Annotated in this window: 17 protein-coding genes and 1 tRNA gene; 13 read left to right on the top strand and 5 right to left on the bottom strand. The window is 59.4% G+C overall.

Annotation, left to right across the window (positions count from 1 at the left end; translation table 11 throughout):
• Nucleotides 1–4: 4 nt before the first annotated feature.
• The gene (locus ACP7BV_RS07280) at nt 5–1,519 is read right to left on the bottom strand and encodes a DUF4331 domain-containing protein (protein WP_426103019.1); all 1,515 of its coding nucleotides are present in this window, start codon (nt 1,517–1,519) and stop codon (nt 5–7) included.
• Nucleotides 1,520–1,639: 120 nt separating this feature from the next.
• Here ACP7BV_RS07280 and ybiB point away from each other — a divergent pair, with 120 nt between their 5' ends.
• The 8 genes from ybiB to ACP7BV_RS07240 all read left to right on the top strand — a co-directional run bounded on the left by ybiB (nt 1,640) and on the right by ACP7BV_RS07240 (nt 10,488).
• On the top strand, nt 1,640–2,629 hold the full coding sequence (ybiB, locus tag ACP7BV_RS07275; protein ID WP_426103017.1) for a DNA-binding protein YbiB: 990 nt from the start codon (nt 1,640–1,642) through the stop codon (nt 2,627–2,629).
• A complete protein-coding gene (cobA, locus tag ACP7BV_RS07270; protein WP_426103015.1) occupies nt 2,613–3,404 on the top strand; it encodes a uroporphyrinogen-III C-methyltransferase in 792 nt (263 codons plus the stop codon). The genes ybiB and cobA overlap by 17 nt, the downstream gene beginning before the upstream one ends.
• A 69-nt stretch (nt 3,405–3,473) precedes the next feature.
• On the top strand, nt 3,474–4,688 hold the full coding sequence (locus ACP7BV_RS07265; protein ID WP_426103013.1) for an NAD(P)/FAD-dependent oxidoreductase: 1,215 nt from the start codon (nt 3,474–3,476) through the stop codon (nt 4,686–4,688).
• Between the two features lie 120 nt (nt 4,689–4,808).
• Nucleotides 4,809–5,021, top strand: coding sequence for a 30S ribosomal protein S21 (gene rpsU / locus ACP7BV_RS07260; protein WP_008451879.1), 213 nt, complete (start codon nt 4,809–4,811; stop codon nt 5,019–5,021).
• A 132-nt stretch (nt 5,022–5,153) separates the two neighbouring features.
• Complete coding sequence (locus tag ACP7BV_RS07255) at nt 5,154–5,603, top strand: GatB/YqeY domain-containing protein (RefSeq protein WP_426103010.1); 450 nt, start codon at nt 5,154–5,156, stop codon at nt 5,601–5,603.
• Nucleotides 5,604–5,795: 192 nt separating this feature from the next.
• Complete coding sequence (dnaG, locus tag ACP7BV_RS07250; RefSeq protein ID WP_426103008.1) at nt 5,796–7,592, top strand: DNA primase; 1,797 nt, start codon at nt 5,796–5,798, stop codon at nt 7,590–7,592.
• Between the two features lie 523 nt (nt 7,593–8,115).
• Nucleotides 8,116–10,323 carry an RNA polymerase sigma factor RpoD gene (gene rpoD, locus ACP7BV_RS07245; protein ID WP_426103227.1) on the top strand — a complete coding sequence of 736 codons (2,208 nt, stop codon included), beginning with the start codon at nt 8,116–8,118 and terminating at the stop codon, nt 10,321–10,323.
• Nucleotides 10,324–10,409: 86 nt separating this feature from the next.
• Nucleotides 10,410–10,488 (top strand) — tRNA-Ile (locus tag ACP7BV_RS07240).
• Nucleotides 10,489–10,757: 269 nt separating this feature from the next.
• On the opposite strand, the gene ACP7BV_RS07235 is transcribed toward ACP7BV_RS07240, so the two are convergent.
• The gene (locus tag ACP7BV_RS07235) at nt 10,758–11,033 is read right to left on the bottom strand and encodes an EAL domain-containing protein (protein ID WP_426103006.1); all 276 of its coding nucleotides are present in this window, start codon (nt 11,031–11,033) and stop codon (nt 10,758–10,760) included.
• A 248-nt stretch (nt 11,034–11,281) separates the two neighbouring features.
• Nucleotides 11,282–12,352, bottom strand: coding sequence for a flavodoxin family protein (locus ACP7BV_RS07230; protein WP_426103004.1), 1,071 nt, complete (start codon nt 12,350–12,352; stop codon nt 11,282–11,284).
• A gap of 888 nt (nt 12,353–13,240) precedes the next feature.
• Between ACP7BV_RS07230 and ACP7BV_RS07225 the strand changes: the two genes are divergently transcribed.
• Nucleotides 13,241–14,380, top strand: coding sequence for a glutathione-independent formaldehyde dehydrogenase (locus tag ACP7BV_RS07225; RefSeq protein WP_426103002.1), 1,140 nt, complete (start codon nt 13,241–13,243; stop codon nt 14,378–14,380).
• A gap of 444 nt (nt 14,381–14,824) precedes the next feature.
• Here ACP7BV_RS07225 and ACP7BV_RS07220 read toward each other — a convergent pair whose 3' ends face one another.
• Nucleotides 14,825–15,496, bottom strand: coding sequence for a tetratricopeptide repeat protein (locus tag ACP7BV_RS07220; RefSeq protein ID WP_426103000.1), 672 nt, complete (start codon nt 15,494–15,496; stop codon nt 14,825–14,827).
• 160 nt (nt 15,497–15,656) lie between these two features.
• Between ACP7BV_RS07220 and ACP7BV_RS07215 the strand changes: the two genes are divergently transcribed.
• Both ACP7BV_RS07215 and ACP7BV_RS07210 read left to right on the top strand, forming a co-directional pair.
• On the top strand, nt 15,657–17,558 hold the full coding sequence (locus tag ACP7BV_RS07215; RefSeq protein WP_426102998.1) for a PAS domain S-box protein: 1,902 nt from the start codon (nt 15,657–15,659) through the stop codon (nt 17,556–17,558).
• Nucleotides 17,559–17,587: 29 nt separating this feature from the next.
• Complete coding sequence (locus tag ACP7BV_RS07210) at nt 17,588–18,019, top strand: DUF1801 domain-containing protein (protein ID WP_426102996.1); 432 nt, start codon at nt 17,588–17,590, stop codon at nt 18,017–18,019.
• Here the strand turns inward: ACP7BV_RS07210 and ACP7BV_RS07205 are convergent.
• Nucleotides 17,997–18,926 carry a prolipoprotein diacylglyceryl transferase gene (locus ACP7BV_RS07205; RefSeq protein WP_426102994.1) on the bottom strand — a complete coding sequence of 310 codons (930 nt, stop codon included), beginning with the start codon at nt 18,924–18,926 and terminating at the stop codon, nt 17,997–17,999. The two genes, ACP7BV_RS07210 and ACP7BV_RS07205, sit on opposite strands and share 23 nt — an antisense overlap.
• 614 nt (nt 18,927–19,540) lie before the next feature.
• On the opposite strand from ACP7BV_RS07205, the gene ACP7BV_RS07200 reads away from it, so the two are divergent.
• Together ACP7BV_RS07200 and ACP7BV_RS07195 are read left to right on the top strand one after the other, a co-directional pair.
• Nucleotides 19,541–22,507, top strand: a complete 2,967-nt coding sequence (locus tag ACP7BV_RS07200; protein WP_426102992.1) for a TonB-dependent receptor — start codon at nt 19,541–19,543, stop codon at nt 22,505–22,507.
• Nucleotides 22,508–22,629: 122 nt separating this feature from the next.
• Nucleotides 22,630–24,141, top strand: coding sequence for a tryptophan halogenase family protein (locus ACP7BV_RS07195; protein WP_426102990.1), 1,512 nt, complete (start codon nt 22,630–22,632; stop codon nt 24,139–24,141).
• The last annotated feature ends 13 nt before the right edge of the window (nt 24,142–24,154 follow it).

Raw genomic sequence — 24,154 nt, 5'->3', positions numbered from 1 at the left:
CGGCTTATTGCTGTGGCGAGCCAGGAATTGGCGACTTCAGGTACGGGAAGGTGGTGTTGGTCATCTTCTCGTCAAGGAAGGCGCCGTCGGTGAACTGAATCGTGCCGGCCGGTGCATCAGCTGGTGCGCAGCCAATGTTCAGCGTGCACAGCTTGCCCATGACGACGCGCAGCGAAATGTCGACTACGTCGTCGCCAGGACGGCGGCCGTTCGGGTAGCCGGCGGTATCGCCCCCGATCACGCCCAGGCGCTTTTGCGAACCGGCGGCAGTGATGTCCTTGCTTGTATCCAGGCGCAGCATTTCCGACGCAACAGGTTTCGGGTTGGCTGTCGGCTTGTTGATGCCGGTAATGCCGGTCAGGAAGGTAGCGACCAGGTCGGCACGGGGGAACTTGGTCGGTGCCTTGGCGCCCTGCGCACCGTACAGGATTTCGATCAGCGCCGGGAACGTCGGGTTGGTCACATAGTCCCCGAATTGCATGTCGGCCACTGGTTTGCTGGCATTGAAACGGTCTTTGTCCTTCAGACCAATGACCACCTCATTGACAAGCGGCATGCCCAAACGCGATACCTGGGTCCAGGCGCCACCTTCGCGGCTGACGTCGGCATCCGACTTCGGCGATGGGTTGATCAAGCGGCCCTGGCGCAGGCTGGCCGTGGTCCAGGCACCGATGACCGGGTCAGGCGCGGTGGTGCTGATCAGGCAGGCGGTCGGCACTTCCACGCTCAGCGTGGTGACGTTTTTGAAGCGCAGGTCGTCTTTGGCGTTGCTTTCGGCGCCCGGGAGGAATTCGACGGCCGGGGCCTTGATGTTGATCAGGTCGAATGTTTCGCCCAGGTTGACGACGAACGGGTCCTTGCGCTGGCCGACGAACATGCGGCCCGGGGTGGCGCAGCCAGGAATATTGATGTCGTACACGTGCTTTGCCGCATAGGCTTCATAGTTGGGAATCGACTTGTTGCCGATGTTGTCGAGCGGCTTGTCGAATGTAGCGCCGCCGCCGGCGGCATTGGTCACGGCAGTGCGGGTGCCCGAGCGGCGGTTGCCACGGACCACATTGACGGTGAAGGTTTCGCGCACGTTGGCGCCTGCCGCGTTGGCCTCGGCGATCGCGCCGCCATTGATGACCAGTGGAATGGCCATGTCTTTGCCGCCGATTTTCAGCGTCGTGTTTTTGTTCAAGTTCTTGAAACGGAACTGGAAAGTGATGTCTTCGACAGCGTCGGCGTTGTTGTCGACGTGAATTTCATACAGCGCTTCCGGGTCCATCATGAAATAATTCGGGCCGCCGTAAGCGTCTTGCAGGGGAACGTAGTTGGCAATCAGCGTCGTGTACGCGCTGCGGCCTTCCTGGTAGCTGCGGAACATGTAGAAGTCGGTCGCATCTACTTTCGGATGCTTGGTGATGAAGGGTGCTTCGCGGTGGCTCGAGGCCATCGCTGCGGGTGCCAGCATGGCGGCGATGACGTTGCCTACCAGTACAGCGCCGATCGTTGCCCGCAGTCTCAGTTGTTTCATTTTTCGCTCCTTAATAGGGTTTTACACCAGTGTGTGATTTTTTATACGGGGCGGTGGTTCAACTGGATTCATTTAGTTACAAATATTTTTTAACGCATTGCACCGTATAGACTGCTACCCATGAACACTTCCAACGAACCATTCCTCGCCGCTACTGTTATTAAAGATATCGGACGTGGCAAAAAGGGTGCGCGTGATTTGCCAAGGCAAGACGCGCGCGATTTGTACACTGCCATGTTGAACGGAAACGTCTCCGACCTTGAGCTGGGCGCGATCCTGATGGCAATGCGCATCAAGGGCGAATCGGTCGAAGAAATCGGCGGCTTCATGGATGCGGCCGACGCCTCGTTCCAGCGGATTGCCGCCGTTGACAGCGCCTATGCGCCGATCAGCATTCCAAGCTACAACGGCGCGCGCAAGATGGCCAACCTCACGCCCTTGCTGGCGCTGCTGCTCGCGCGCGAAGGCGTGCCGGTGCTGGTGCATGGCGTGTCAACCGACCCCGGGCGCGTGACGACGGCGGAAATTTTCGCTGCGCTGGGCCTGGCCCCGGCACAATCGGTGGCCGACGCGCAAGCTGCTTTCGCGCAGCGGCAGCCGAGCTTCATGTCGATCGAATTGCTGGCGCCTAAAATGGCGCATCTGCTGTCGCTGCGCACGATTCTTGGCGTGCGCAGTTCGACCCATACGCTGGTCAAGATCTTGCAGCCATTCGACGGACCAGCCTTGCGGCTGGTTTCCTATACCCATCCGGAATACCTGGAAATGCTCGGCGAATACTTTATGACGGCCACGCCGCATGAGCGGGGCGACGCTTTTTTGATGCGCGGCACGGAAGGCGAAACCGTGGCCAACGCCAACCGGGCGCAGCAGATCGACTGGTTCCATCAGGGGCAACGCACCTTGTTGGTGCAGCGCGATGCACCAACAGATGAACTTGCGCAAGTTCCCGAGGGGCGCGATGCGGCCACCACGGCTGCCTGGATTGCCCGGGCGCTGCGGGGCGAGATGCCGGTGCCGGCATCGATTGCCAGCCAAGTGGCACAGTGTTTGCTAGTTTCAAAGGAACTTAACGCAAATACGGGTGGTCGCCATGGAGAACAACGGTAAGGTGTATCTGGTCGGTGCAGGTCCAGGAGACCCGGAACTGCTGACATTGAAAGCGGTCAAAGCGATCGCGGCGGCCGATGTGCTGCTGGTGGACGACCTGGTCAATCCCGACGTGCTAGTACACGCGTCGCCCCACGCGCGCGTCGTTCCCGTTGGCAAGCGGGGCGGTTGCCGGTCCACGTCGCAAGCCTTCATTGAACGGCTGATGATTGCCGAAGCGCGCGCCGGCAAGCGCGTGGTGCGCCTGAAAGGCGGCGACCCGTTCATTTTCGGGCGCGGCGGCGAAGAGCGCGCACACATCATGGCGGCCGGCATCGAAGTTGACGTCATCAACGGTATCAGCAGCGGTCTGGCCGCGCCCGCCTCGATCGGCGTGCCGCTCACCCACCGCGACTGGAGCTCGGGCGCCATCTTCGTCACGGGGCACGAGCGCGCCGATGACGCGGGCAGCGCCCGCACGCCCGACTGGGCATTGCTGGCGCAAACGGGCCTCACGCTCGTCATCTATATGGGCGTGGCGCGTTGCCGCCAGATCCAGGCGGCCTTGCTGGCCGGCGGCAAGGCTGGCGCCACCCCGGTGGCGGTGATCCAGTCGGCCAGCGGGGCAGGGCAGGCCCAGTTGCTGACCACGCTTGAAAATCTGTCCGAAGACCTGGCCGCCTCAGGCTTGGGCAGCCCCGGCATTATTGTGATTGGCGACGTGGTGCGCTGCGCCACCCGCGCCGGGCAAGACTTGTCGCAACTGGAAGAACGATTCACCGCCACGGCAAGTTGAGAAGGACGGCCGGGCCGCCCAGCGTTTACAATCACGTCTTTAAGTGATTAGCGGAAATCGGCAACAGCCATGGCAAAACAATTTGATGTAGCGGTGATCGGCGCCGGCGCGGCCGGCATGATGTGTGCGGCCGTTGCCGCAGGGCGCGGCAAGCGCGTGGTGTTGATCGATCATGCCGAGAAACTTGCCGAGAAGATCCGCATTTCCGGCGGCGGACGGTGCAATTTCACCAACGTCAATGCCGGGCCGGCCAATTTTTTGTCCGACAATCCCCATTTCTGCAAAAGTGCCTTGTCGCGCTACACGCCGGCCGACTTTGTTGCGCTGGTCAAAAAGCACCGCATCGGCTACCACGAGAAACACCGTGGACAATTGTTTTGCACGGAGTCGGCAGAACAGATCATCCAGATGCTCAAGGAAGAATGCGCCTCGGTCGACGTTACCTGGCGCATGCCCACCAGCGTGGCGTCCATCGACAAAACCGATGAGGGTTACCTCTTGATCACCGACACTGGCGACATTATTGCCGACAGCGTCGTGATCGCCACGGGCGGCCTGTCGATTCCCAAGATCGGCGCGACCGACTTTGGCTACCGCATCGCCACCCAGTTCGGCCTGAGCATCGTGGAGACGCGCCCCGGCCTGGTGCCGCTGACCTTTGACGGCCCCAGTTGGGAAGCGTTCGTGCCGCTGGCCGGTATTGCGCTGGAAGTGGAAGTGGAGACCGGCAGCAGCAAGGGCAAGGGCAAGGGCAACAAGGGTGGGTTTTTCAAGGAAGACTTGCTGTTCACCCACCGCGGCCTGTCGGGTCCGGCGATCCTGCAAATTTCCAGCTACTGGCAACCGGGCACACCCATCATCATCAATCTGCTGCCCGAGATGGATGTGACGCAAGCGCTGATCGAAGGCAAGAGCACGCTCAAGAAGCAGATGGGCAATGTCTTGTCGCAATGGCTGCCGACCCGCCTGGCCGAAGGCTTGCTGCTTGCCAATGGCATCGAGCTCGACGCCCGTCTGGCCGACATGCCCGACGCCAAGCTGCGTAAATTGGGCGACGCCATCAACCGCTGGGCCATCGTGCCGACCGGATCGGAAGGCTACCGCAAGGCCGAAGTGACGCTGGGCGGCATCGATACGCGCGAGCTTTCCCAGCAAACCATGATGGCGAACAAGGTGCCGGGCCTGTATTTTATCGGCGAAGCGGTGGATGTCACGGGCTGGCTCGGCGGATACAATTTCCAGTGGGCATGGGCCTCCGGCGTAGCTGCCGGGCAAGCTGTTTAAGTGGCGTTTCAGTGGCGTTTTTGCGTCGCCGTGGTGGGTCAGGCAAGTGAAAAGCTTCCCTTCATTACCAAACGGTGCTATGATCTCGTTCTTCCCCTAATCTAACGGTTTGATTTTTACATGACCACTATTCGCCTTAAAGAAAACGAGCCGTTCGAAGTCGCTATGCGTCGCTTCAAGCGCACCATTGAAAAAACTGGTCTGCTGACCGAACTGCGTGCTCGCGAGTTCTACGAAAAGCCTACGGCTGAGCGCAAGCGCAAGCTGGCTGCTGCTGTCAAGCGCCACTACAAGCGTATCCGCAGCCAACAGCTGCCTAAGAAATTATTCTAAGATTGCAGTAAATAACGCATCCGGTGACGGCGTCAGCCTGTCCGGATGACTGTTTTGCTGAAGTCGCAGGCCCGCTCCGGTTTACCGCAGCGGGTTTTGCTATTTTATACCTACCAAATTGCGAGGATTGACATGGGCCTGAAAGCACAAATCACAGAAGACATGAAAAATGCCATGCGCGCGAAAGAAGCGAGCAAGCTGGGCACGATTCGCCTGATCATTGCCGAAATCAAGCGCAAGGAAGTCGATGAGCGCATTGACGTTACCGACGACCAGGCCTTGGCCATCATCGAAAAAATGATTAAGCAGCGCAAGGATTCGATCAGCCAGTTTGAAACGGGCAACCGCCAGGATCTGGCCGATATCGAAAAGGCTGAGCTGGTGGTGTTGAATGCCTACATGCCTGCCGGCTTGTCGGATGAAGAGATCGCCGCTGCCGTCACGGCTGCTGTGGCCGAGTCCGGCGCTGCCGGTCCGCAAGACATGGGCAAGGTCATGGCGATTTTGAAGGCAAAAATGCCTAAAGGAACTGACATGGGCACCGTCAGCGGCCTGATCAAAAAAGCCCTGCAGCCCGCATAATCTATTCGTAGGGCGGAAAAGCGCAAGCGCATTCCGCCAGAGCCGCAAGCGACGCATGGCGGAAAAGGGGGGGGCGCCTAGCCCTGCGCTTTTCTGCCTTACGTTTTGCTGCAGAAGCCTCCATTGTTCTATATCAATAGAAACTTTGCCCCTGCGGTATAGTCTGACTCAACACAAAGACTGTTCGTTCAAGTGATCCCACAAACCTTCATTACCGATTTGCTCAACCGGGTCGATATCGTCGACGTGGTGGGCAAGTACGTCCAGCTGAAAAAGGGCGGGGCCAACTTCATGGGCCTGTGCCCGTTCCACAGTGAAAAATCGCCCAGCTTCACGGTCAGCCCCACCAAGCAGTTCTACCATTGCTTCGGCTGCGGCGCGCATGGCACCTCCATCGGTTTCCTGATCGAATACTCGGGCATGGGCTTCGTGGACGCCGTCAAGGACCTGGCCCAGAACGTGGGCATGGTGGTCCCCGAAGCCGACGATAAAATTCCGCCCTTGCAACGCGCCGCCAACCAGGCCCAGGCATTGGCCCTGACCGACGCCATGACCCAGGCCTGCGACTATTACCGCGGACAACTGCGCGGCGCCCCGAACGCCATCGCCTACCTGAAAAACCGCGGCCTGACGGGTGAAGTGGCGGCCCGCTTCGGCATGGGTTACGCGCCGTCCGGCTGGGACAGCCTGCGCGCCGTCTTTCCCGACTACGAGGCGCTGGCGCTGGTCGAATCGGGCTTGGTGATCGACAAGGTCGATGAAGACGGCGGCAACAAGAAACGCTATGACCGCTTTCGCGAACGCATCATGTTCCCCATTCGCAACACCAAAGGCCAGGTCATCGGCTTTGGCGGGCGTGTGCTCGACTCGGGCGAGCCGAAGTACCTGAACTCGCCTGAAACCCCGCTGTTCCAGAAAGGTTATGAGCTGTACGGCCTGTTTGAGGCGCGCCAGGCGATCCGCGACAGCGGTTACGTGCTCGTCACGGAAGGCTATATGGACGTGGTGGCGCTGGCCCAGCTTGGCTTTCCGCAAGCCGTCGCTACGCTCGGCACCGCCTGTACCAGCACTCACGTGCAAAAACTGTTGCGCCAGACCGACACCGTTATTTTCAGTTTTGACGGCGACCGTGCCGGACGCAAGGCTGCGCGCAGGGCGCTGGAAGCGTGCCTGCCGCAAGTGACGGACAACAAGACCATCAAATTCCTGTTCCTGCCCACCGAACACGACCCGGACAGTTTTGTCCGCGAATTCGGCGCCGAAGCTTTTGAGCAAGAAATCCATGAAGCCATGCCTTTGTCGCAATTTTTGCTGCGCGAAGTATCCGGTGAACATGACCTGTCGACGCCGGAAGGGCGCGCGCGCGTCCAGTTCGACGCCAAGCCGCTGTTGCAAGCGATGACGCCAACGTCGCTGCGCCTGCAAATCGTGCGCGGCCTGGCCAGCATGACCGAATCGTCGCCAGCCGAAATCGAAGCCTTGTTCGAGCTGGCCAAGCCAGTGTCGGTGGCGCGCAAGGCCCCGCCGCGCCAGGGCCGTCCGCAACCGGTGGGCCTGGAGTTGCAGATCCTGCGCCACCTGGTCGCCCATCCGCCGCTGAGCCTGGAGCTGGACGAGTCCGCTTTGCTGGCATTTAATTTCTTCGGTCCCGAGTCAGGCGAGCGATTGGTGCAATTAGTGGCTGCCGGACAGGCACTTGGGCCGAACGGAGGCTTCGCCGCGTTGTCTCAGCATCTAAAGGAAACGAGCCCGGAATACGATGATTTAATAGCCGAGATCGCCGCCGAGCCGGAATCCGACTTCGACAGCGTCAAGCTGTGGCTGTCAGGAGCTGTGAGGCAGATCAAACTTGATGCATTAAAACAGGAGCTGAGCCAGTTGTTTTCTTCCGGACTGACCTCAGATCAGATGGGAGTGCGGTATCGTGAAATCACTGCTGAACAGGACCGGCTGCGCCGCGACGACGACGCTGAAAAGGCCCCCCGCTAAGAGTGAAAAGTGGCCCTTGGAACGGGGTCTGTTCATGACTGGAAAAAGATTGGGTGCGTGCTATAATAAAACGATAAGTGTTGTATTCGCAGAAATTTTTCTGATGGTCCGCAGTTGTTTTTCTTTCAGTAAGTGTGGCTCTTGATCGGCGCGGCAACACAGGCGTCGGCGGCCAGGGCCAGCTTTGGTTGCGGCGGCGCATTGCGTCGTTGACGGCAAGCGATCGTTTGCCATTCAATCACTACCGGCTCTCGCCTCCAACCGTTGTTGCTTTACAGTAAACCGCATGCCGAAGTTTGCCCGGTGGGGCGATGGCGGCGGAACTTGGCGAGCCATGGATCGTGCCTGCAAAGGTTATGTAAAGGTGTAAAAGTGCAGCAGTGCCGGGTTGGCCCGCATGGCGACCAGGAGACGTAGGCAACAAACTTTATCTTAATCCACCATAAAGCTAGTCGTTGTGACATCGAAAGCGCCTGTGCCAATCAAGAAACCTGAAACCCCAGTGGCTGAACAGCCAACGCGCATGTCCGCTCCGGCCGACAAGGCGCAAGACAAGGCAGAAACCCGCACGGCGACTCCCGCCGCGGGCGCCTCGCCTGCCGTGAGCCAGACTACCGACGCCGCCGCACTGGCCGCGATCGATACGTCCGGCTATGTCCTGCCGTCGGTCAAGGTCCCGGGCCGGCGCGGTCGCAAGCCGAAAGAATTCCAGCCCGAGAACGACGAAGTGGCCGCGCTCAACGCCGTGGAACGCGCTGAACTGAAGGCGGTCGACAAGGCCAAGGCCAAGGACCGCAAGGCCAAGGAAAAAGCACTGCTGAAGGACGCGTTCTCGTCGGACACCGAAGCGAGCGAGGAAGAGCTTGAGCGCCGGCGCCAGAAGCTCAAGACGCTGATCAAGTTCGGCAAGGAACGCGGCTTTCTGACGTACGCCGAGATCAACGATCACTTGCCGGAAAACATAGTTGATCCGGAAGCGATCGAAGGCATCATCGGCACCTTCAACGACATGGGCATTGCCGTGTACGAACACGCGCCCGATGCCGAAACACTGCTGCTGTCCGACAACGTCGCGACCGTCACCAGCGACGATGAAGCCGAAGCGGCTGCCGAAGCTGCACTGTCCACCGTCGACTCCGATTTTGGCCGCACCACCGACCCGGTACGCATGTACATGCGCGAAATGGGTTCGGTCGAGCTGCTCACGCGCGAAGGCGAAATTGAAATTGCCAAGCGCATCGAAGATGGCCTGAAAGACATGATCCAGGCAATTTCCGCATGCCCGGTCACGATCGCGGAAATCATTTCCGCCGCCATCCGCATCCAGAACGAAGAGATCAAGATCGACGAAATCGTCGACGGCATGGTCGATCCGGACGTCGAAGACGCCCCGCCGGTGGCCGCGCCGGTCGCCTCCGATGACGACGAGGACGACGAAGAAGGCGAAGAAGGCGAAGAGGAAGAGGAAGAAGAAAACAATGCTTCCGGCGCCGCTGGTTTTTCAGCAGAACAACTTGAAGCGCTGAAAAACCAGGCGCTGGAAAAGTTTGAAGTCATCTCCGTGCAGTTTGACAAGATGCGCAAGGCCTTCGAAAAAGATGGCTACAACTCCAAGGCCTACGTCAAGGCGCAGGAATCGATCTCCAACGAATTGCTCGGCATCCGCTTTACGGCCAAGGTTGTTGAAAAGCTGTGCGACACGCTGCGCGGCCAGGTGGACGAAGTGCGCCACATTGAAAAGCAGATTCTCGACGTTGCCGTGAACAAGTGCGGCATGCCGCGCGCCCACTTCATTAAGGTTTTCCCGGGCAATGAAACCAATTTGGTCTGGGTCGACGGCGAAGTGAACGCGGGCCACGCGTATTCCGCCATCCTCGGGCGCAACATTCCAACCGTAAAAGAATTACAGCAGCGCTTGATTGACCTGCAAGCGCGGGTGGTATTGCCGCTGCCCGACCTGCGCAACATCAACCGCCAGATGGCGGCCGGTGAAATGAAGGCGCGCAAGGCCAAGCGCGAAATGACCGAGGCCAACTTGCGCCTCGTAATTTCGATCGCGAAAAAGTACACCAACCGCGGCCTGCAATTTCTCGACCTGATCCAGGAAGGCAATATCGGCTTGATGAAGGCCGTGGACAAGTTCGAGTATCGCCGCGGCTACAAGTTTTCGACGTATGCAACATGGTGGATCCGCCAGGCGATCACGCGTTCGATTGCCGACCAGGCGCGCACCATCCGCATTCCCGTGCACATGATCGAAACGATCAACAAGATGAACCGTATCTCGCGCCAGATCCTGCAAGAAACGGGCGCGGAACCGGATCCGGCCACGCTCGCGATCAAGATGGAAATGCCGGAAGATAAGATTCGGAAAATCATGAAGATCGCGAAAGAGCCGATCTCGATGGAAACGCCGATTGGCGACGATGACGACTCCCACCTGGGCGACTTCATCGAAGACAACAACACGCTGGCCCCTTCCGATGCAGCGTTGCACGCTTCGATGCGCGGCGTGGTCAAGGATGTGCTCGATTCACTGACTCCGCGGGAAGCCAAGGTGTTGCGCATGCGTTTCGGAATTGAAATGTCGACTGACCATACGCTGGAAGAAGTAGGCAAGCAGTTCGACGTCACGCGCGAGCGGATTCGCCAGATCGAAGCGAAGGCGCTGCGCAAGTTGCGCCATCCATCGCGCTCCGACAAGCTCAAGAGCTTCTTGGAAGGCAATTAAGCCTTGACGGGCAGCCGCAAAAAGCAATATCCTCACGCCACTCCAACAAGGGTGGCGTAGTTAGCGGCTGCCCCAACACCATTTTCGGGCCTCTAGCTCATGCTTGGTTAGAGCAGCGGACTCATAATCCGTTGGTGCCGTGTTCGACTCACGGGAGGCCCACCAAAAAAACCACGGACTTAGCGCAGCAAATGGTAGACCGCCTATGCCTGGTCCACCTGCGTTTTGTTCTCGAAGGCGAGAGGGAGAAAGCATCCGCTTATCGCCTTTCGTACGTCCATCGGCGGCGTAGTTGTTCCTATCTGTTGGGTTCACCCTACGCGAGTCTCACCGTACCATTGCGATTATGCGATCGGCGTGCGACGCTTTGCGCGGCGGCACGACCGCGTGCATCGAGAATACGCAGCGCGGCGCTGCCGGCATGCGCTGCGCCGTCAACATCCTCCCTCCCTCTTGATCGCGCCAAGGATGTCCATTACCTGTTCCAGGTTCTGGATCACCATGTGCTCGGTCAATTCAAGCTCGAGCAAGGATAGGTCCATGCCAGAATGAAGCAGCGCGCTGCGGATGTCCGCCAGCAGCGAAGCATTGCCGAATTGAAGCGCAGACAAATTGATCCCCATGCTAATTGGTGGAACGCCCATTCGCTGCCATGCCACGTTTTGCGTACAAGCTTCGCGGAGCACCCAGCGGCCGCTTGAAATGAGCACACCGATACACCGATATCCCCGGCAAGGCGCAGAAATTGCGCCGGTAAAAGCTCGCCAAGATCCGGATGCTGCCACCGAATCAGGGCTTCAACGCCGGTAAACGCACCAGTTTTTAGTTCTTGCGACGAAAATCGTGGATGACGTCGCGGCGCTGCTGCGGTCGAACATGAAGGATTTGCATACCCGGATTTAACCAGCGGAGCGACGTCCTGAACAGTTTGGGGTTAATGGATCACTTACCGAAGAAGTCATTTCGGGCGAGGGGAATGTAAATTTCTATCCGGTTTGAGAAGAGTTCCTCCTCGCAATTGTCCAACGGCATGGGTCACAGCACGAGCAACATTACGGACTTCTTCCTGCACCGCTGTGTCGCGATCAAGTGCCTCGTGGCTTTCAGCATATGACTCGTAATAGCCGATAAAACGGTCGAGCCGTGATCGAGGGCCGGAGTCTATCAGGCCCATCCAGTCGAGCCAATCAGACAGGCCGCGGCGGACACCCTCGATCCCGGCAACGTCGCCATGCACCACCAATCCATACGCCCGACCCGCAAGGTGCTTGGGATAGTCCCAGCCACGCAGTTCCAAGTCCTTAGCTAATTGTGCGTTCTTGCCAGCCGTGGTAGTTGGGTCGGAATTGCCGCCATCAGCGCAGACCAAACGGTCTATCATTAATTTCAACACGCTCGGCGTCTGATACCAATACACGGGCGTAAAAATAATGATGGCGTGCGCCGCCGTCCACTTTTCGTAAATCTCTGCCATCCAATCATTGGTTTGGCGTTGGCCGTGATTTGGATAGCAGCTGCAAGGCCAATGACACAACGGCATTGCAGTGGAAACACAACCTTTACATGGATAAATATGCTGATCATAACCGGAGGTCAGCAAGCTTAAATCGAGAACATCTACTTCGATACCACCAGCGTGAAGAATTTCGCTTGCCCACGACGTCATCCGGAAAGATTTCGAAATTTCGCCTGGGCAGCTGCCGTCGTTGCGGGCCGCTCCACAAATCAAGAGTACGCGCGATTTGGTCGTGGGGTCTTTCTGAATTTTCTCCGCGACCAAAAGGCGGTCACGCGTGGCTTTCCATTCCGCTGACAGATCGTAGTCTGGATCGACAAACTCCTCGCCAGCCTTTTCCGTAATCGGCGCTTTTCGTCCTTTGCTGTAGTTGTCCCACGCGACTTCCTCCACTTTGGACAGCGCATCCTTGACTGTATCAAACGCGGGGTCGACGAACGAGCGAAAAAATTGCAGATGAAATTCATTCCGTTCTAGCGGCGCTGGAGCTTGGCCTTTGCGTACTTGAATCATGGAGAACCTCTGCCTAAGAATAGGTAAGCGTACGAAGCAACGCGGCTGTTGCAGATGGCCCGATCCCCCATTCGGCATGGGGCGCATTTGGGGAGGGATTCGTGATCGTAACAGTAATGACGTCGGCGAAGCGCTCGGTTCGAAGCAATCTGGCCCCGCATGCTCATTGCGCATCAGCCGCTTGGAGCATTGGCAGGACCGAACGTGTATCGGCAGCAAAATATTGACGCAGAGTTCCTGAAATCTACGTCAGCCCGGGAATGCGCGCGCCGGTTTATGTGCATCCCAAGTCCAAGGCGTTGTATGCCGTTAGCGGCGACACGTGACTGGGAACCTCGGATAGGTGTTCAGCGGGTCATGGTTCAGGCAACAGCATTGTGGTCCGACAGGGTCCACCAATGCTTCTCATGGCGCTGGTCCCTAACCGCGCAAAGGCTTTGCGATGATACTGCAAGACAGTTCACTCCCGCCGACAATGTTGGTAAAACACTGGACACGGAAAGGGCGGTGTCACGCAGTTGTAGGCGGCAACGAAGAGCTGCAGAGGTAGCAATCGTGTTCCAGGAAGTTTTCGCTTTTGTGTCGATTATGGTCCGGAAAAAGACCGGACACTAGGACCGTGGGTTCCAGAAACCATAGCGCCAACCTATGATGGTTGGCGCTGCGAGAACGATGTTTTTGATGGCCCGGGGCGGAATCGAACCACCGGCGCACCGACACACGGTTTTTCAATGTACTGTCCCGACAACTGAACCGCGATCTTGGCAACACTGAAATCAATGCCTCTGTTAGTTAGCGCACCGCGCCAATTGGGCACGTGCCCCACAGTGGTCAGCTTGGGTGGCGGCACCCTGCCGCGACCCAAAATTTTTACGCCAAAGGATTATCATGAAAGCACTCGTATATAACGGACCCTGCGACGTCCAGGTCATGGAGGTGCCGGATGCAAAAATCGAAAAGCCGACTGACGTGCTGGTGCGCATTACCACGACCAATATTTGCGGATCTGACCTGCACATGTATGAAGGTCGCACCAGCATGGAGAGCGGCCGCATCCTCGGTCACGAGAACATGGGCGAGGTGATCGAAGTCGGCAAGGCAGTCGACCGCGTCAAGGTCGGCGACATGGTGTGTCTACCATTCAATATTGGCTGCGGATTTTGCGAGAACTGCGAGCGCGGCTTGTCCGGATTCTGCCTGACGGCCAATCCAGGGACTGCCGGCGCGGCCTACGGCTTCGCCGGCATGGGCCCATACAGCGGCGGCCAGGCCGAACTGCTGCGCGTCCCCTACGCTGACTACAACTGCCTCGTGCTGCCGGACGATGCGCAGGAAAAGGAAAACGATTATGTCATGTTGTCCGACATTTTTCCGACCGGCTACCACGCCACGGAGCTGGCCGGTATGCGACCCGGCGACTCGGTCGTGGTCTATGGAGCCGGCCCTGTCGGCCTGATGGCGACCATGTCGGCCTACCTCAAAGGCGCCAGCAGAGTGTTCGTGGTCGATACCCACAAGGACCGCCTGAAGCTGGCCGTAAAAATGGGCGCGATCGCGATCGACGATACCGAGCAGGGCGGCGTGCAGCAAATTCTTGACCTGACCGATGGCAAGGGTGCCGATTGCGGCTGCGAATGTGTCGGCTACCAGTGCTGCGACAAGCATGGCAAGGAAGTGCCGAACCTGACGATGAACAATCTGGTCCAATCGGTCAAGGCCACCGGCGGCATCGGCGTGGTGGGCGTGTTCTTGCCGCAGGATCCAGGCGCCAAAGATGAACTCGCCAAGGAAGGCAAATTGGCCTTCGACTTCGGCCAACTTTGGTTAAAAGGGCAGCGTATCGCCACCGGCCAGGCCAACGTCAAAGCCTACAATCGCCACCTTTCCAAGCTGATCCAGGCGGGCCGCGCCAAACCGTCGACGATCATTTCGCACGAACTCGCGCTGGACGAGGCGCCGAAGGGCTATCAACAGTTCGACAAGCGCACAGCTGGGTGGACCAAAGTGGTGCTCAAGCCAGGCAAATAAAGCGCTTCCCGGATGCCGGAAACAAAAACGCCAACCTTTGTCATGCCTAAGGCATGGATCAGTTCGGCGTGTGGGGTTTCGTCTTGCGGGGGAAATTTGGTTGCCATGGAAGCCAGTGTTGTTACTTTCCGCAGCATTTTAGGGGCGGCATCCCATCCTATTCGAGGGTGAATTTTCGGACTTGTCTCGATGTTTTTTCGAAAGTCCTTTTCCGCAACCGATCCTGGGACGGGGTTTATTACGATGGCGCAGAGTTAATGCGCCGGCCGCGTGACTCATGCCTTTGCAGTTGCGCCAGGTGGGCTTCCCACTCGGCCTTGCCGAGGTTGGCGGCAGACAAATCCTGAAAATGATTTCCCAACATGAGCTCGGGCGTCACGCCGCTTTTCTCCAGCGCCAGCCCGGCCACATAGGTGATGAAAAACTGTCACGGCCGGCCTTTATTTAATTCGCTAACGCGGTCGCGAAGTCATTCAAGGAGGCCGCATACTGCGCTGCGGCGAAATGCTGCTGGATCAGCATGTCAAAAAAGCCGTCCGTTGCGGCAAACGTCTGCGCCTTTTGTACCACTTGCAAGGCCATGGAGTGATTGGCGCCCCGTGCAAACACCTTGACTTGGGTGGCGCGGATGTGACCTTCGCACCAGCGGAAGTTCACTTGCCTGGCGGCCACGAGCCCGGCGTCGAGATAGGCCATTGCCCGCCCCAGTTCGCTACGCGCCAAGGCTAGCTTGCCAAGATAAAAATTTGACTCTGCTAAATAGTCCGACAAGCCATGTACAGCGCAAATGGTGAATGCTTCCTGCAATACTGTCGCGGCTTCGTCGAGGCGTGCGCTGTCGATCAGGACCACGCCCAGGTTGATCTTAACTTTGGCGTTCAAGTGCTGATCGCCCACTTCTTCCGTCCTGGACTGCGCCTCGGCCAGCATCGTCAGGCTGTTGGCGTGATCGCCTGCGCCTTGGTAGACTTGCGCCAAGCCGACTTTTGCCAAAATCCATGTTTCGGCATCACCGCCTGCCTTGGTGGACACGTCAATGCAACGATCCCAATATTGAATGGCTTGCCGGTAGTCGCCGCCGGAATAGTAACCGCGCGCAATACGCTCAGGGGCCACAAGTAGCCTTCAAACCGGTTGTCCTGGCGCCAGTCGCCCCAGGCGCCTGTGAAAAAACGGCGATGCGCAACGAATAACGCGCCCACTTTTCGAACTGGGATATAGTTGTTCTTCCCATAGATGCGGCCCAATTGCCGGGGCGCTAAAGCTCGCCAGCGACATGATTAAATCACCCGCTTCCACGCCGCCGCCCGCCACCTCCGACCGCTTCCAGCAACTGGTTGCCAGCGTCACGGATTACGCCATCTACATGCTGTCCCCGGAAGGGGTGATCAACACCTGGAACGCTGGCGCCCAGCGGTTCAAAGGCTACACCCCAGAAGAAATCATCGGGCAGCATTTTTCCCGTTTCTACACGCCGGACGACCTGGCAACCAATCTGCCCGCCCGTGCGCTGGCAACTGCCAGAAACGAAGGGCGCTTCGAAGATGAAGGATGGCGCGTGCGTAAGGATGGCACCCGTTTCTGGGCCAGCGTGGTGATCGATCCGGTACGCGCGCAAGACGGCGAGCTGATCGGCTTTGCGAAAGTGACGCGCGATATTACCGAGCGCAAGCGTGCCTCGGAAGCCCTGCATGCGAGCGAGGAACGTTTCCGTCTGTTGGTGCAAGGCGTCACCGACTACGCCATCTACATGCTTTCGCCCAAGGACGAGATCACCAACTGGAACGCCGGTGCGCGCCGCATCAAGGGTTTTGACGACAATGAAGTGATCGGCAGTCATTTTTCAAGGTTCTATACCCCGGAAGACCGGGCGCATGGTTTGCCGATGATCGCCCTGGCGACGGCCGTCAAGGATGGCCGCTTCGAAAGTGAAGGCTGGCGCATGCGCAAGAGCGGCGAACGGTTTTGGGCGCACGTCGTCATCGATCCGATCCATAACGAGCTCGGCGAGCTGATCGGCTTTGCCAAGGTGACGCGCGACATCACCGAGCGGCGCGACGCGGCGATCACGATTGAAAAGGCGTCGGAAGCCTTGTTCCAGTCGCAGAAACTGGAAGCGATCGGCAAACTGACCGGCGGCGTAGTGCACGACTTCAACAATTTGCTCAGCGTTATTTCCAACGGGCTGACCGTGCTCAAGACGCGCCTGACCGATCCGGCCGACTGGCGCGTGCTCGAGGCCATGGACCGGGCCGCCTCGCGCGGTGCCACGCTGACCCAGCAACTGCTGACCTTCGCGCGCCAGCAGCCCCTCAAGCAGGACAACTACGATCTCAACGAAGTCATCGCCTCATTCGAGGCGGTGCTGCGGCGCGCGGTGCGCGGCTCGGTTGGCTTCGACTTGCAGTTGGGCGCCGACCTGCCGCTGGTGCTGGTCGACGCCCCGCAAGTGGAGGCGGCAATTCTCAATTTGATCGTCAATGCGCGCGACGCAACGCCCGACGGCGGCCGGATCACGGTCTCGACCCGCGTGACGGCACTGCGCGAACTACAGGTAGGCAATCTTCCGGCCGGATCCTATGTCACCATCCGGGTTGACGATACGGGCGAGGGCATGAGCGCGGACGTTATCTCGCACGCCGTCGAACCCTTCTTTACGACCAAGCCTATCGGCAAGGGAACGGGCCTTGGTCTTAGCCACGTGTATGGTCTCATGCACCAGTCCGGAGGTGATCTTGCCATTACGTCAACGCCCGGTGCGGGCACTTCCGTGGCGCTTTATTTTCCCGCACTTGCCGCCGATGCCGAAGAGTCGTCCGGCGACACCGGGCGCGAAAAGGCGCTCGTGGTCGATGATCAGATTGACGTGCTGGACATGGCGGTCGAGTTATTCCGCACGCTTGGCTATGACGTGCTTTCTGCCAATAACGGGGCGGAAGCCTTGGCCATCTTGCAACGCACGAGCGGGATTGACGTACTGTTTTCAGACGTGGTCATGCCCGGCATGAGCGGTATCGAACTGGGCGCCCAGGCGCGGCGCCTGTATCCCGACATGAAAATTATCCTGGCATCGGGCTACGCAACGGCGGCGCTGAAAGAACTGGACGGTGAAGCGCCGCAATTTCCTATCATTACCAAACCGTATTCGATGGCACAAATCCTGCGCCAGTTGCGGTAAACATTCAACCGACGGGGGCCACCGTGAACGTGAACAAGACTAGCCCGGACAATCATGTTGCGCACGATGCTGCCACGCTGATTGACGAGAAAATTGCCGCACTGGGCGACTGGCGGGGCGCCACGCTGGCGCGCATCCGCGCCCTGATTCGGCAGGCCGACCCCGGCGTGCTCGAGGAAGTCAAATGGCGCGGCGTTCCGGTCTGGTCGCACGATGGCATCATCTGCACCGGCGAAACGTACAAGAGCACGGTCAAAATGACGTTTGCCAAAGGCGCGTCGCTGGACGACACTGCCGGCTTGTTCAACGCCAGCCTGGAGGGAAACACGCGGCGCGCGATCGACATGCATGAAGGCGAAACCATCGACGAGGCCGCATTGCAAGCCTTGATCCGCGCCGCCGTCGAGCTGAACCAGGCAACAGTTGCCAAGCGCGCGGTCAAGCGTCCAACGACGCCTTAGTCTGCGGCGCACCAGTGCGGTCGCGCCGGCCCAGCACGCCGATGAAATTGAGCCCCAGCACGATCAGCACAATGGCGATCACTTCCGCTTGCGTCAACTGGAAACCGAGCACATCGAATTTTGGGTTGACGCGCAACTGTTCGATCGCGAAGCGCTCCACGCCTGCCAGCAACAGGTACACGGCAAACAGCCACCCGGTTTTGAAGGGATGCTTGCGCAGCGCCCACAGCACGCCAAAGCAGGCGAGCGCCATCACCGTTTCGTAAATGGACGTTGGATACACGCCCGGCGCTGCAATAACTTCGCCAAAAATATTGTTTTGATAGGTCTGCGCCCAGAACCAGGTCGGCAGCCAGTCCGGCTTCAAAGCCATGTTGGCCGCCGTTCCCCAGTCGCCGTCGCCGGAGATCTGGCAACCGATCCGCCCGATGGCGTAGCCCAGCATCATGGCCGGCGCGACGGCGTCGAGCATCGCGGCGGCGCTCATGTGCCAGCGCCGGATGAAGAGCAATCCCGCGATCGTGCCCAGGATCAAGCCGCCGAACACGCTGAAACCGGAGCGGCTGAAGATCATGTCCCACGGCGCAGCCGCGAATGCATCCAGATGCTCGACGATATGAAACAGCCGCGCGCCCACCACGCCCGTCAGCATGACGATGGTGGTCAGGTCGGAGACGATCTCTTGCGGCGCGATCTCGATCCACGTCACGCTGCCGTCGGCGGCAACAAGCTTGCGCCTGGCGTTGCCGATCTGACCTGCGGCGTGCATGCGCCGCAACTGCGCGGACAGGCAGGCGGCAGCGGCGAACATGGCGCACACCACCAGCATGCCGAACAAGGGAATAGGCAAGGGCAGGTCAAGCCCGGTCAGGGCGCGCACTACATCACTCAGGTACGGATACGACATCGACGGCTTTCTTCGTAATGCTTTAATGCAAGGACGGCTATGGTGACACCGAACAAGTTCAACGTAAAGCCGCTCAACGTGGAAACCTTACCAAATTGAGCGCGGAAAACTGCCTGTGTGCAGCTCCCAGCCCCCGCGTCGGCCGCTCCCATCAGCAAGCGGCGCTACTGCCCCTTTGTGGTGTATCGATGCAACACCGTTGTAAAAGGCGGTTGCAGATCAATATTTTATTGACAAATTGTTTGTTAGCCCGCAATATTTAGACGTGGCATGGAAACGCTTCCACTCGGCTCTAAATCATCAGGGATGAGGCAAGACAAGCGCCACGAACGCGTTCGGCAAGGCGGGGCCGGTTGCCCACTGTGTCGTTTACGTGCAGTACGCCGCGCTTGTTGGCAGGTGATGTCGTCCGGGAGAGTGTGCGGACGATATGGCGCACGCTTGAGTGTGGAATCGTTTCCAAGGCAGGCATTTTCCAGATCGGTCGCAGACCGGCGGCGGGAAGGGCAGGCGGGCAGCAGTAGTGGCGGCAAGCGCGGTCCGGGCAAGCGGAGCGCGTGCGGGACAAGGGAAATGTGGCTACAGGCCATGTTCTTAAAATCAGAGGAGACCGAATGTATTACCCAAAACAGAAATTGTTATGTTTGGCTGTGGCCAGCGCCTGCGCAACGCTGACGCTGCCAGGCTATGCCCAGGAAGCAACCGTAGCCGCATCGACCAACACCACCGCCACCGCACCAGTACTGCAGTCCGTAACTATTGTCGGCCTGCGTAACAGCCTGGGTTCATCGATGAATCTCAAGCGCAGTTCAGACGGCATCGTCGACGGCATCATCGCCGCCGATATCGGCAAGTTCCCGGACACCAACCTGGCCGAATCGCTGCAGCGCATCACCGGCGTCTCGATCGACCGCACCATCGGCGAAGGCTCCAAGGTCACCGTGCGCGGCGTCGGTCCCGATTTCAACATGGTGCTGCTCAATGGCCGCCAGATGGCCACCTCCAATTTGGGCGACCTGAACGGGCGCGCCTTCGATTTCGCCAACCTGGCGTCCGAAGCCATCTCGCAAATCCAGGTCTACAAGACCAGCCGTGCGGAAACACCGGCCGGCGGCATCGGCGCCACCCTGAACGTCATGACAGCGCGTCCCTTCGATGCGCCAGGCTTGCATTCGAGCGTGGGCTTCAAGCTGGTGCACGACACGTCCAACAACAACCTGCCGGCCGACGTCAAGGCCGGCACATCGACGACGCCGGAGTTTTCCGGGATCTTTAGCAATACCTATGCGGACGGCAAGTTCGGCGTGGCGCTCAGCGCCAGCTACCAGGAACGCAATCTCGGCTACAACACGGCGGCCGTGTCGAACGGCTGGCGCGGTCCGTTCCGCGGCGACGAGAACAACTGGGGCACGATTCCCCAGCCAGGCCCAGGGGTAACGGGCGTTACCAACCGTCCGAAGCCGACCGACATCTACAGCGTCCCGCAAAACTTGAATTACAGCATGAGCGGCGTGAAGCGCCAGCGCACCAACGGCCAGTTGACGCTGCAATTTGCACCGATTAAGTCGCTCGTGACAACGCTCGACTACACCTATTCCGAAAACAAGATCCAGACCAAGCGCAGCGATCTGTCGGCCTGGTTCAATTTCGGCCCGTCGACCAGTTCCTGGACGAACGGCCCGGTTGCCGCTCCCCTGGTCTACACCGAACTGATTCCGACGGCAAACAGCGACATCGCCATGGGTGCCGCCAATTTCGCGACCAAGACCCAAAACAAGGCCATCGGCTTTAACGCCGCCTGGCGCGTGAGCAACGACTTGAAGCTCGAATTCGATGCCCACAAGTCGACCGCCGAATCGACGCCGGACAGCCCGTATGGTTCGAACAACACGCTCGGCACCGCCAGCTTCAGCCGCGGCGACACCACCGCCGACTTCACCAAGGATTTCCCGGTGCTGAGCATCAAGGGCGCCGACTATCTGCGCGCACCGCAGCAAGTGACCGGCTCGACATTTCAAAACGGTTACATGAAAGGCGAAGTCGAGCAGGAGCAGGTCAGCGGGCGCTTGAAGATGCTGGAATCGTCCAACCTCAAGTTCGGCCTGGCCGCGACCAAGGTCGAGAACCGCTCGGCCTTTTCGAACCAGCAGCGCGACACCTGGGGCGGCGCCACCAGCCCGGCCGATTATCCGAGCAGCGTGTTCCACGCGGACACGATTCGCCAGTACTTCAACAAGCTCGACGGCAGCGATAATCCGGCCCTGTTCAACCAGTTCAATACCTTTAACTTTGAAGAAGTGCGCGCGCTCGCCGCTGCCGCCTCCGGCAAACCGGAGCTGTACCTGCCCAAGTCCACCTACGACACCGACCAGCGCACCGCCGAAAAATCGAAGAGCGCGTATCTGCAGCTCAATACCGACTGGGATACGCGCTTGCCGATGCACACGGCTATCGGCCTGCGCTACGAAAAGACGGACGTTGTCTCGACCGCGCTGGTGCCAAGCGCCACCGGGATCACGATGGTCTCGGCCAATGAATTTTCGGTCGGCTTCGGCGCGCCGACCTTTACCACGCTGACCGGTTCTTACAAGCACGTGCTGCCAAGCTTCGACTTCGATGTCGACGTCAGGAAGGACATGAAACTGCGCGCCAGCTACGGCGTCACGATCGGCCGTCCGCGTTACGACCAGATCGCCGGCGGACAAGTGCTCAACGCGGGCGCGCGCATCAACGGCGGCACCGGCTCGCAGGGTAACCCGGCGCTGCTGCCAGTCAAGTCGAAAAACCTGGACTTGTCGTACGAGTGGTATTACGGCAAGCAGAGCTATCTGTCGCTTGGCTTGTTCCGCAAGAACGTTGAAAACTTCCCTGGCCAGTCGGAACTGACCGCCACGCCGTTCAACTTGCATACGCCCGTGGGCGGACCGCTGTGGACCGAAGCGGTGGCGTCCGGGTGCGGCTCGGATACGGTATGCATCCGTAACTTTATCTTCCGCAACCATCCGACGGCACCGGGGGTGACGCGTGGTGCAAACGATCCGAGCGGCAACGCAACGGGCACCATCCTCGGCCAGCCTAACGATCCAATCGCCAACTTCGTCATCACCACCACGGCGAACAAGGATGCGACCAATGTGCACGGCGTGGAAGTCAACCTGCAGCACATGTTTGGCAACACCGGCTTTGGCCTGCAAGCGAACTATACTTTTGTGCGCTCGGGGCTGGAGTACAACAATGCGAGCAAAGGCGACCAGTTCGCGCTGCCCGGTTTGAGCAACTCGGGCAACCTGGTGGGGATCTACGAGGATGCCAAGTGGACAGTGCGCACTGCCTACAACTGGCGCGGCAATTTCTTGTCGGCGACCCGTGACGGTTCCGGCTTCAATCCGAACTACGTCGAATCGTTCGGCCAGCTCGACGTGTCGGTCGGTTATGCGATCGATGAGAAGACCAGCCTGCAGTTCGAGGTGATCAATGCCACCAACGCCACTGTGCGCGTGCATGGCCGTAACGAACGGCAAGCCTTGTTCGTGACCCAGGGCGGGCCACGCTACATGCTGGGCGGACGCTACAAGTTCTGATCGGCAGCACATTTCTTCTGTTCCTGGACGAAATGTGCTCTTCTGAAACAAGGCCGCTGCCCGTCAGCGGCCTTTTCGGTTAGACTTTCCTGCGAACATTAAGTAACGACATGGAACATCGCATGGCAAGCAGCACCATTGAACACATCGTCATTGTGGGCGGCGGCTCGGCCGGCTGGCTGAGCGCCGGCGTGATCGCCGCCGACCATCGGCACTTGAAAGTGACGGTCATCGAATCGCCCGATGTGGCCCCGATCGGGGTGGGCGAGGGCACCTGGCCCACCATGCGCGATACGCTGCGCAAGATCGGTGTATCCGAAAGCGATTTCTTCCGCGAGTGCGACGCCTCCTTTAAGCAAGGTTCCAAATTTTGCGGCTGGCGTACCGGGCAAGAAAGCGATTACTATTTTCATCCCTTCGTGCTGCCGCAAGGCTACGGAGAGACCAACCTGGCTGCCCGCTGGCAAGCGTGCCACGCGCACGTACCCTTTGCCGACCTGGTCAGCTTCCAGCCGCACCTGTGCGCGCACGGCAAGGCGCCCAAGCAAGCCAGCACGCCGGAATACGCCGCCGTGGCCAACTATGGCTACCATCTGGACGCCGGCAAGTTCGGCGTGTTCCTGCGCAAGCACTGCACCGACAAGCTGGGCGTAACCTATATCGCCGACCATGTCACGGGCATCGATTCGCATGAGAACGGCGACATTGCCGCCCTGCAGACGCGCGCCCACGGCCGACTTGCCGGCGACCTGTTCGTCGATTGCAGCGGCATGCAGTCGCTCTTGTTAGGCCAGCATTTCGGCGTCGCGTTCCTGTCGCAAAAACACGTGCTGTTCAACGACACAGCACTGGCGATCCAGCTTCCCTATCCGCGCCCGGACAGTCCGATCAGTTCGCACACCACCTCCACCGCCCAAAGCGCCGGCTGGATTTGGGACATCGGCCTGCCCACGCGGCGCGGGATTGGCTACGTGTATTCCAGCGCCCATACCAGCGATCAAGCGGCCCAGCAAGTCTTGCACCGCTACATCGGCCCAGACCAGGACGCGGCAGTGCGCAAGCTCAGCTTTCAGCCCGGCTACCGGCGCCAGTTCTGGCACCGCAACTGTGTGGCGATCGGCTTGTCGGCCGGCTTTATCGAGCCGCTCGAAGCGTCCGCGCTGGCGCTGGTGGAGTTGTCGGCCGCCATGCTCAGCGACGACATGCCGGCCACGCGCGCCGTGATGGACATTGTCGCGCGCCGCTTCAATGAAGCCTTTACGTATCGCTGGGAACGGGTGATCGATTTCCTCAAGCTGCACTACGTGCTGAGCGAACGCCGTGACGCCGACTACTGGATCGACAACCGGGTCGCGCCCGAGCGCCTGGCCGAACTGCTCGCGCTGTGGCGCCACCGGCCGCCGTCGCGCAACGACTTTGGCCGCATCGATGAAGTGTTTCCGTCGGCCAGTTACCAATACGTGTTGTACGGCATGCTCTTTCACACGGAACACGCCGCCAGCCGCCACAACCCGGAACAGGCGGACGGCTATTTTCGTCAAGCCGCCGCGCTGACCGCGAGCATGCTGGGCGCGTTGCCGGGCAACCGGGCGCTGATCGACCATATACAACGCCACGGTCTGCAGACCATTTGACTAACTAAACGCC

This window comes from Massilia sp. TSP1-1-2, assembly GCF_049896185.1.
Classification (GTDB): Bacteria; Pseudomonadota; Gammaproteobacteria; order Burkholderiales; family Burkholderiaceae_D; genus Telluria_A.
This window is presented reverse-complemented; position numbering and strand designations above follow the sequence as displayed.

What these genes read in the sequence shown, in the direction of transcription:
- ACP7BV_RS07280 (WP_426103019.1), bottom strand. Translation starts at nt 1,519, where the DNA reads ATGAAACAACTGAGACTGCGGGCAACGATCGGCGCTGTACTGGTAGGC.
- ybiB (WP_426103017.1), top strand. Translation starts at nt 1,640, where the DNA reads ATGAACACTTCCAACGAACCATTCCTCGCCGCTACTGTTATTAAAGAT.
- cobA (WP_426103015.1), top strand. Translation starts at nt 2,613, where the DNA reads ATGGAGAACAACGGTAAGGTGTATCTGGTCGGTGCAGGTCCAGGAGAC.
- ACP7BV_RS07265 (WP_426103013.1), top strand. Translation starts at nt 3,474, where the DNA reads ATGGCAAAACAATTTGATGTAGCGGTGATCGGCGCCGGCGCGGCCGGC.
- rpsU (WP_008451879.1), top strand. Translation starts at nt 4,809, where the DNA reads ATGACCACTATTCGCCTTAAAGAAAACGAGCCGTTCGAAGTCGCTATG.
- ACP7BV_RS07255 (WP_426103010.1), top strand. Translation starts at nt 5,154, where the DNA reads ATGGGCCTGAAAGCACAAATCACAGAAGACATGAAAAATGCCATGCGC.
- rpoD (WP_426103227.1), top strand. Translation starts at nt 8,116, where the DNA reads ATGTCCGCTCCGGCCGACAAGGCGCAAGACAAGGCAGAAACCCGCACG.
- ACP7BV_RS07230 (WP_426103004.1), bottom strand. Translation starts at nt 12,352, where the DNA reads ATGATTCAAGTACGCAAAGGCCAAGCTCCAGCGCCGCTAGAACGGAAT.
- ACP7BV_RS07225 (WP_426103002.1), top strand. Translation starts at nt 13,241, where the DNA reads ATGAAAGCACTCGTATATAACGGACCCTGCGACGTCCAGGTCATGGAG.
- ACP7BV_RS07215 (WP_426102998.1), top strand. Translation starts at nt 15,657, where the DNA reads ATGATTAAATCACCCGCTTCCACGCCGCCGCCCGCCACCTCCGACCGC.
- ACP7BV_RS07205 (WP_426102994.1), bottom strand. Translation starts at nt 18,926, where the DNA reads ATGTCGTATCCGTACCTGAGTGATGTAGTGCGCGCCCTGACCGGGCTT.
- ACP7BV_RS07200 (WP_426102992.1), top strand. Translation starts at nt 19,541, where the DNA reads ATGTATTACCCAAAACAGAAATTGTTATGTTTGGCTGTGGCCAGCGCC.
- ACP7BV_RS07195 (WP_426102990.1), top strand. Translation starts at nt 22,630, where the DNA reads ATGGCAAGCAGCACCATTGAACACATCGTCATTGTGGGCGGCGGCTCG.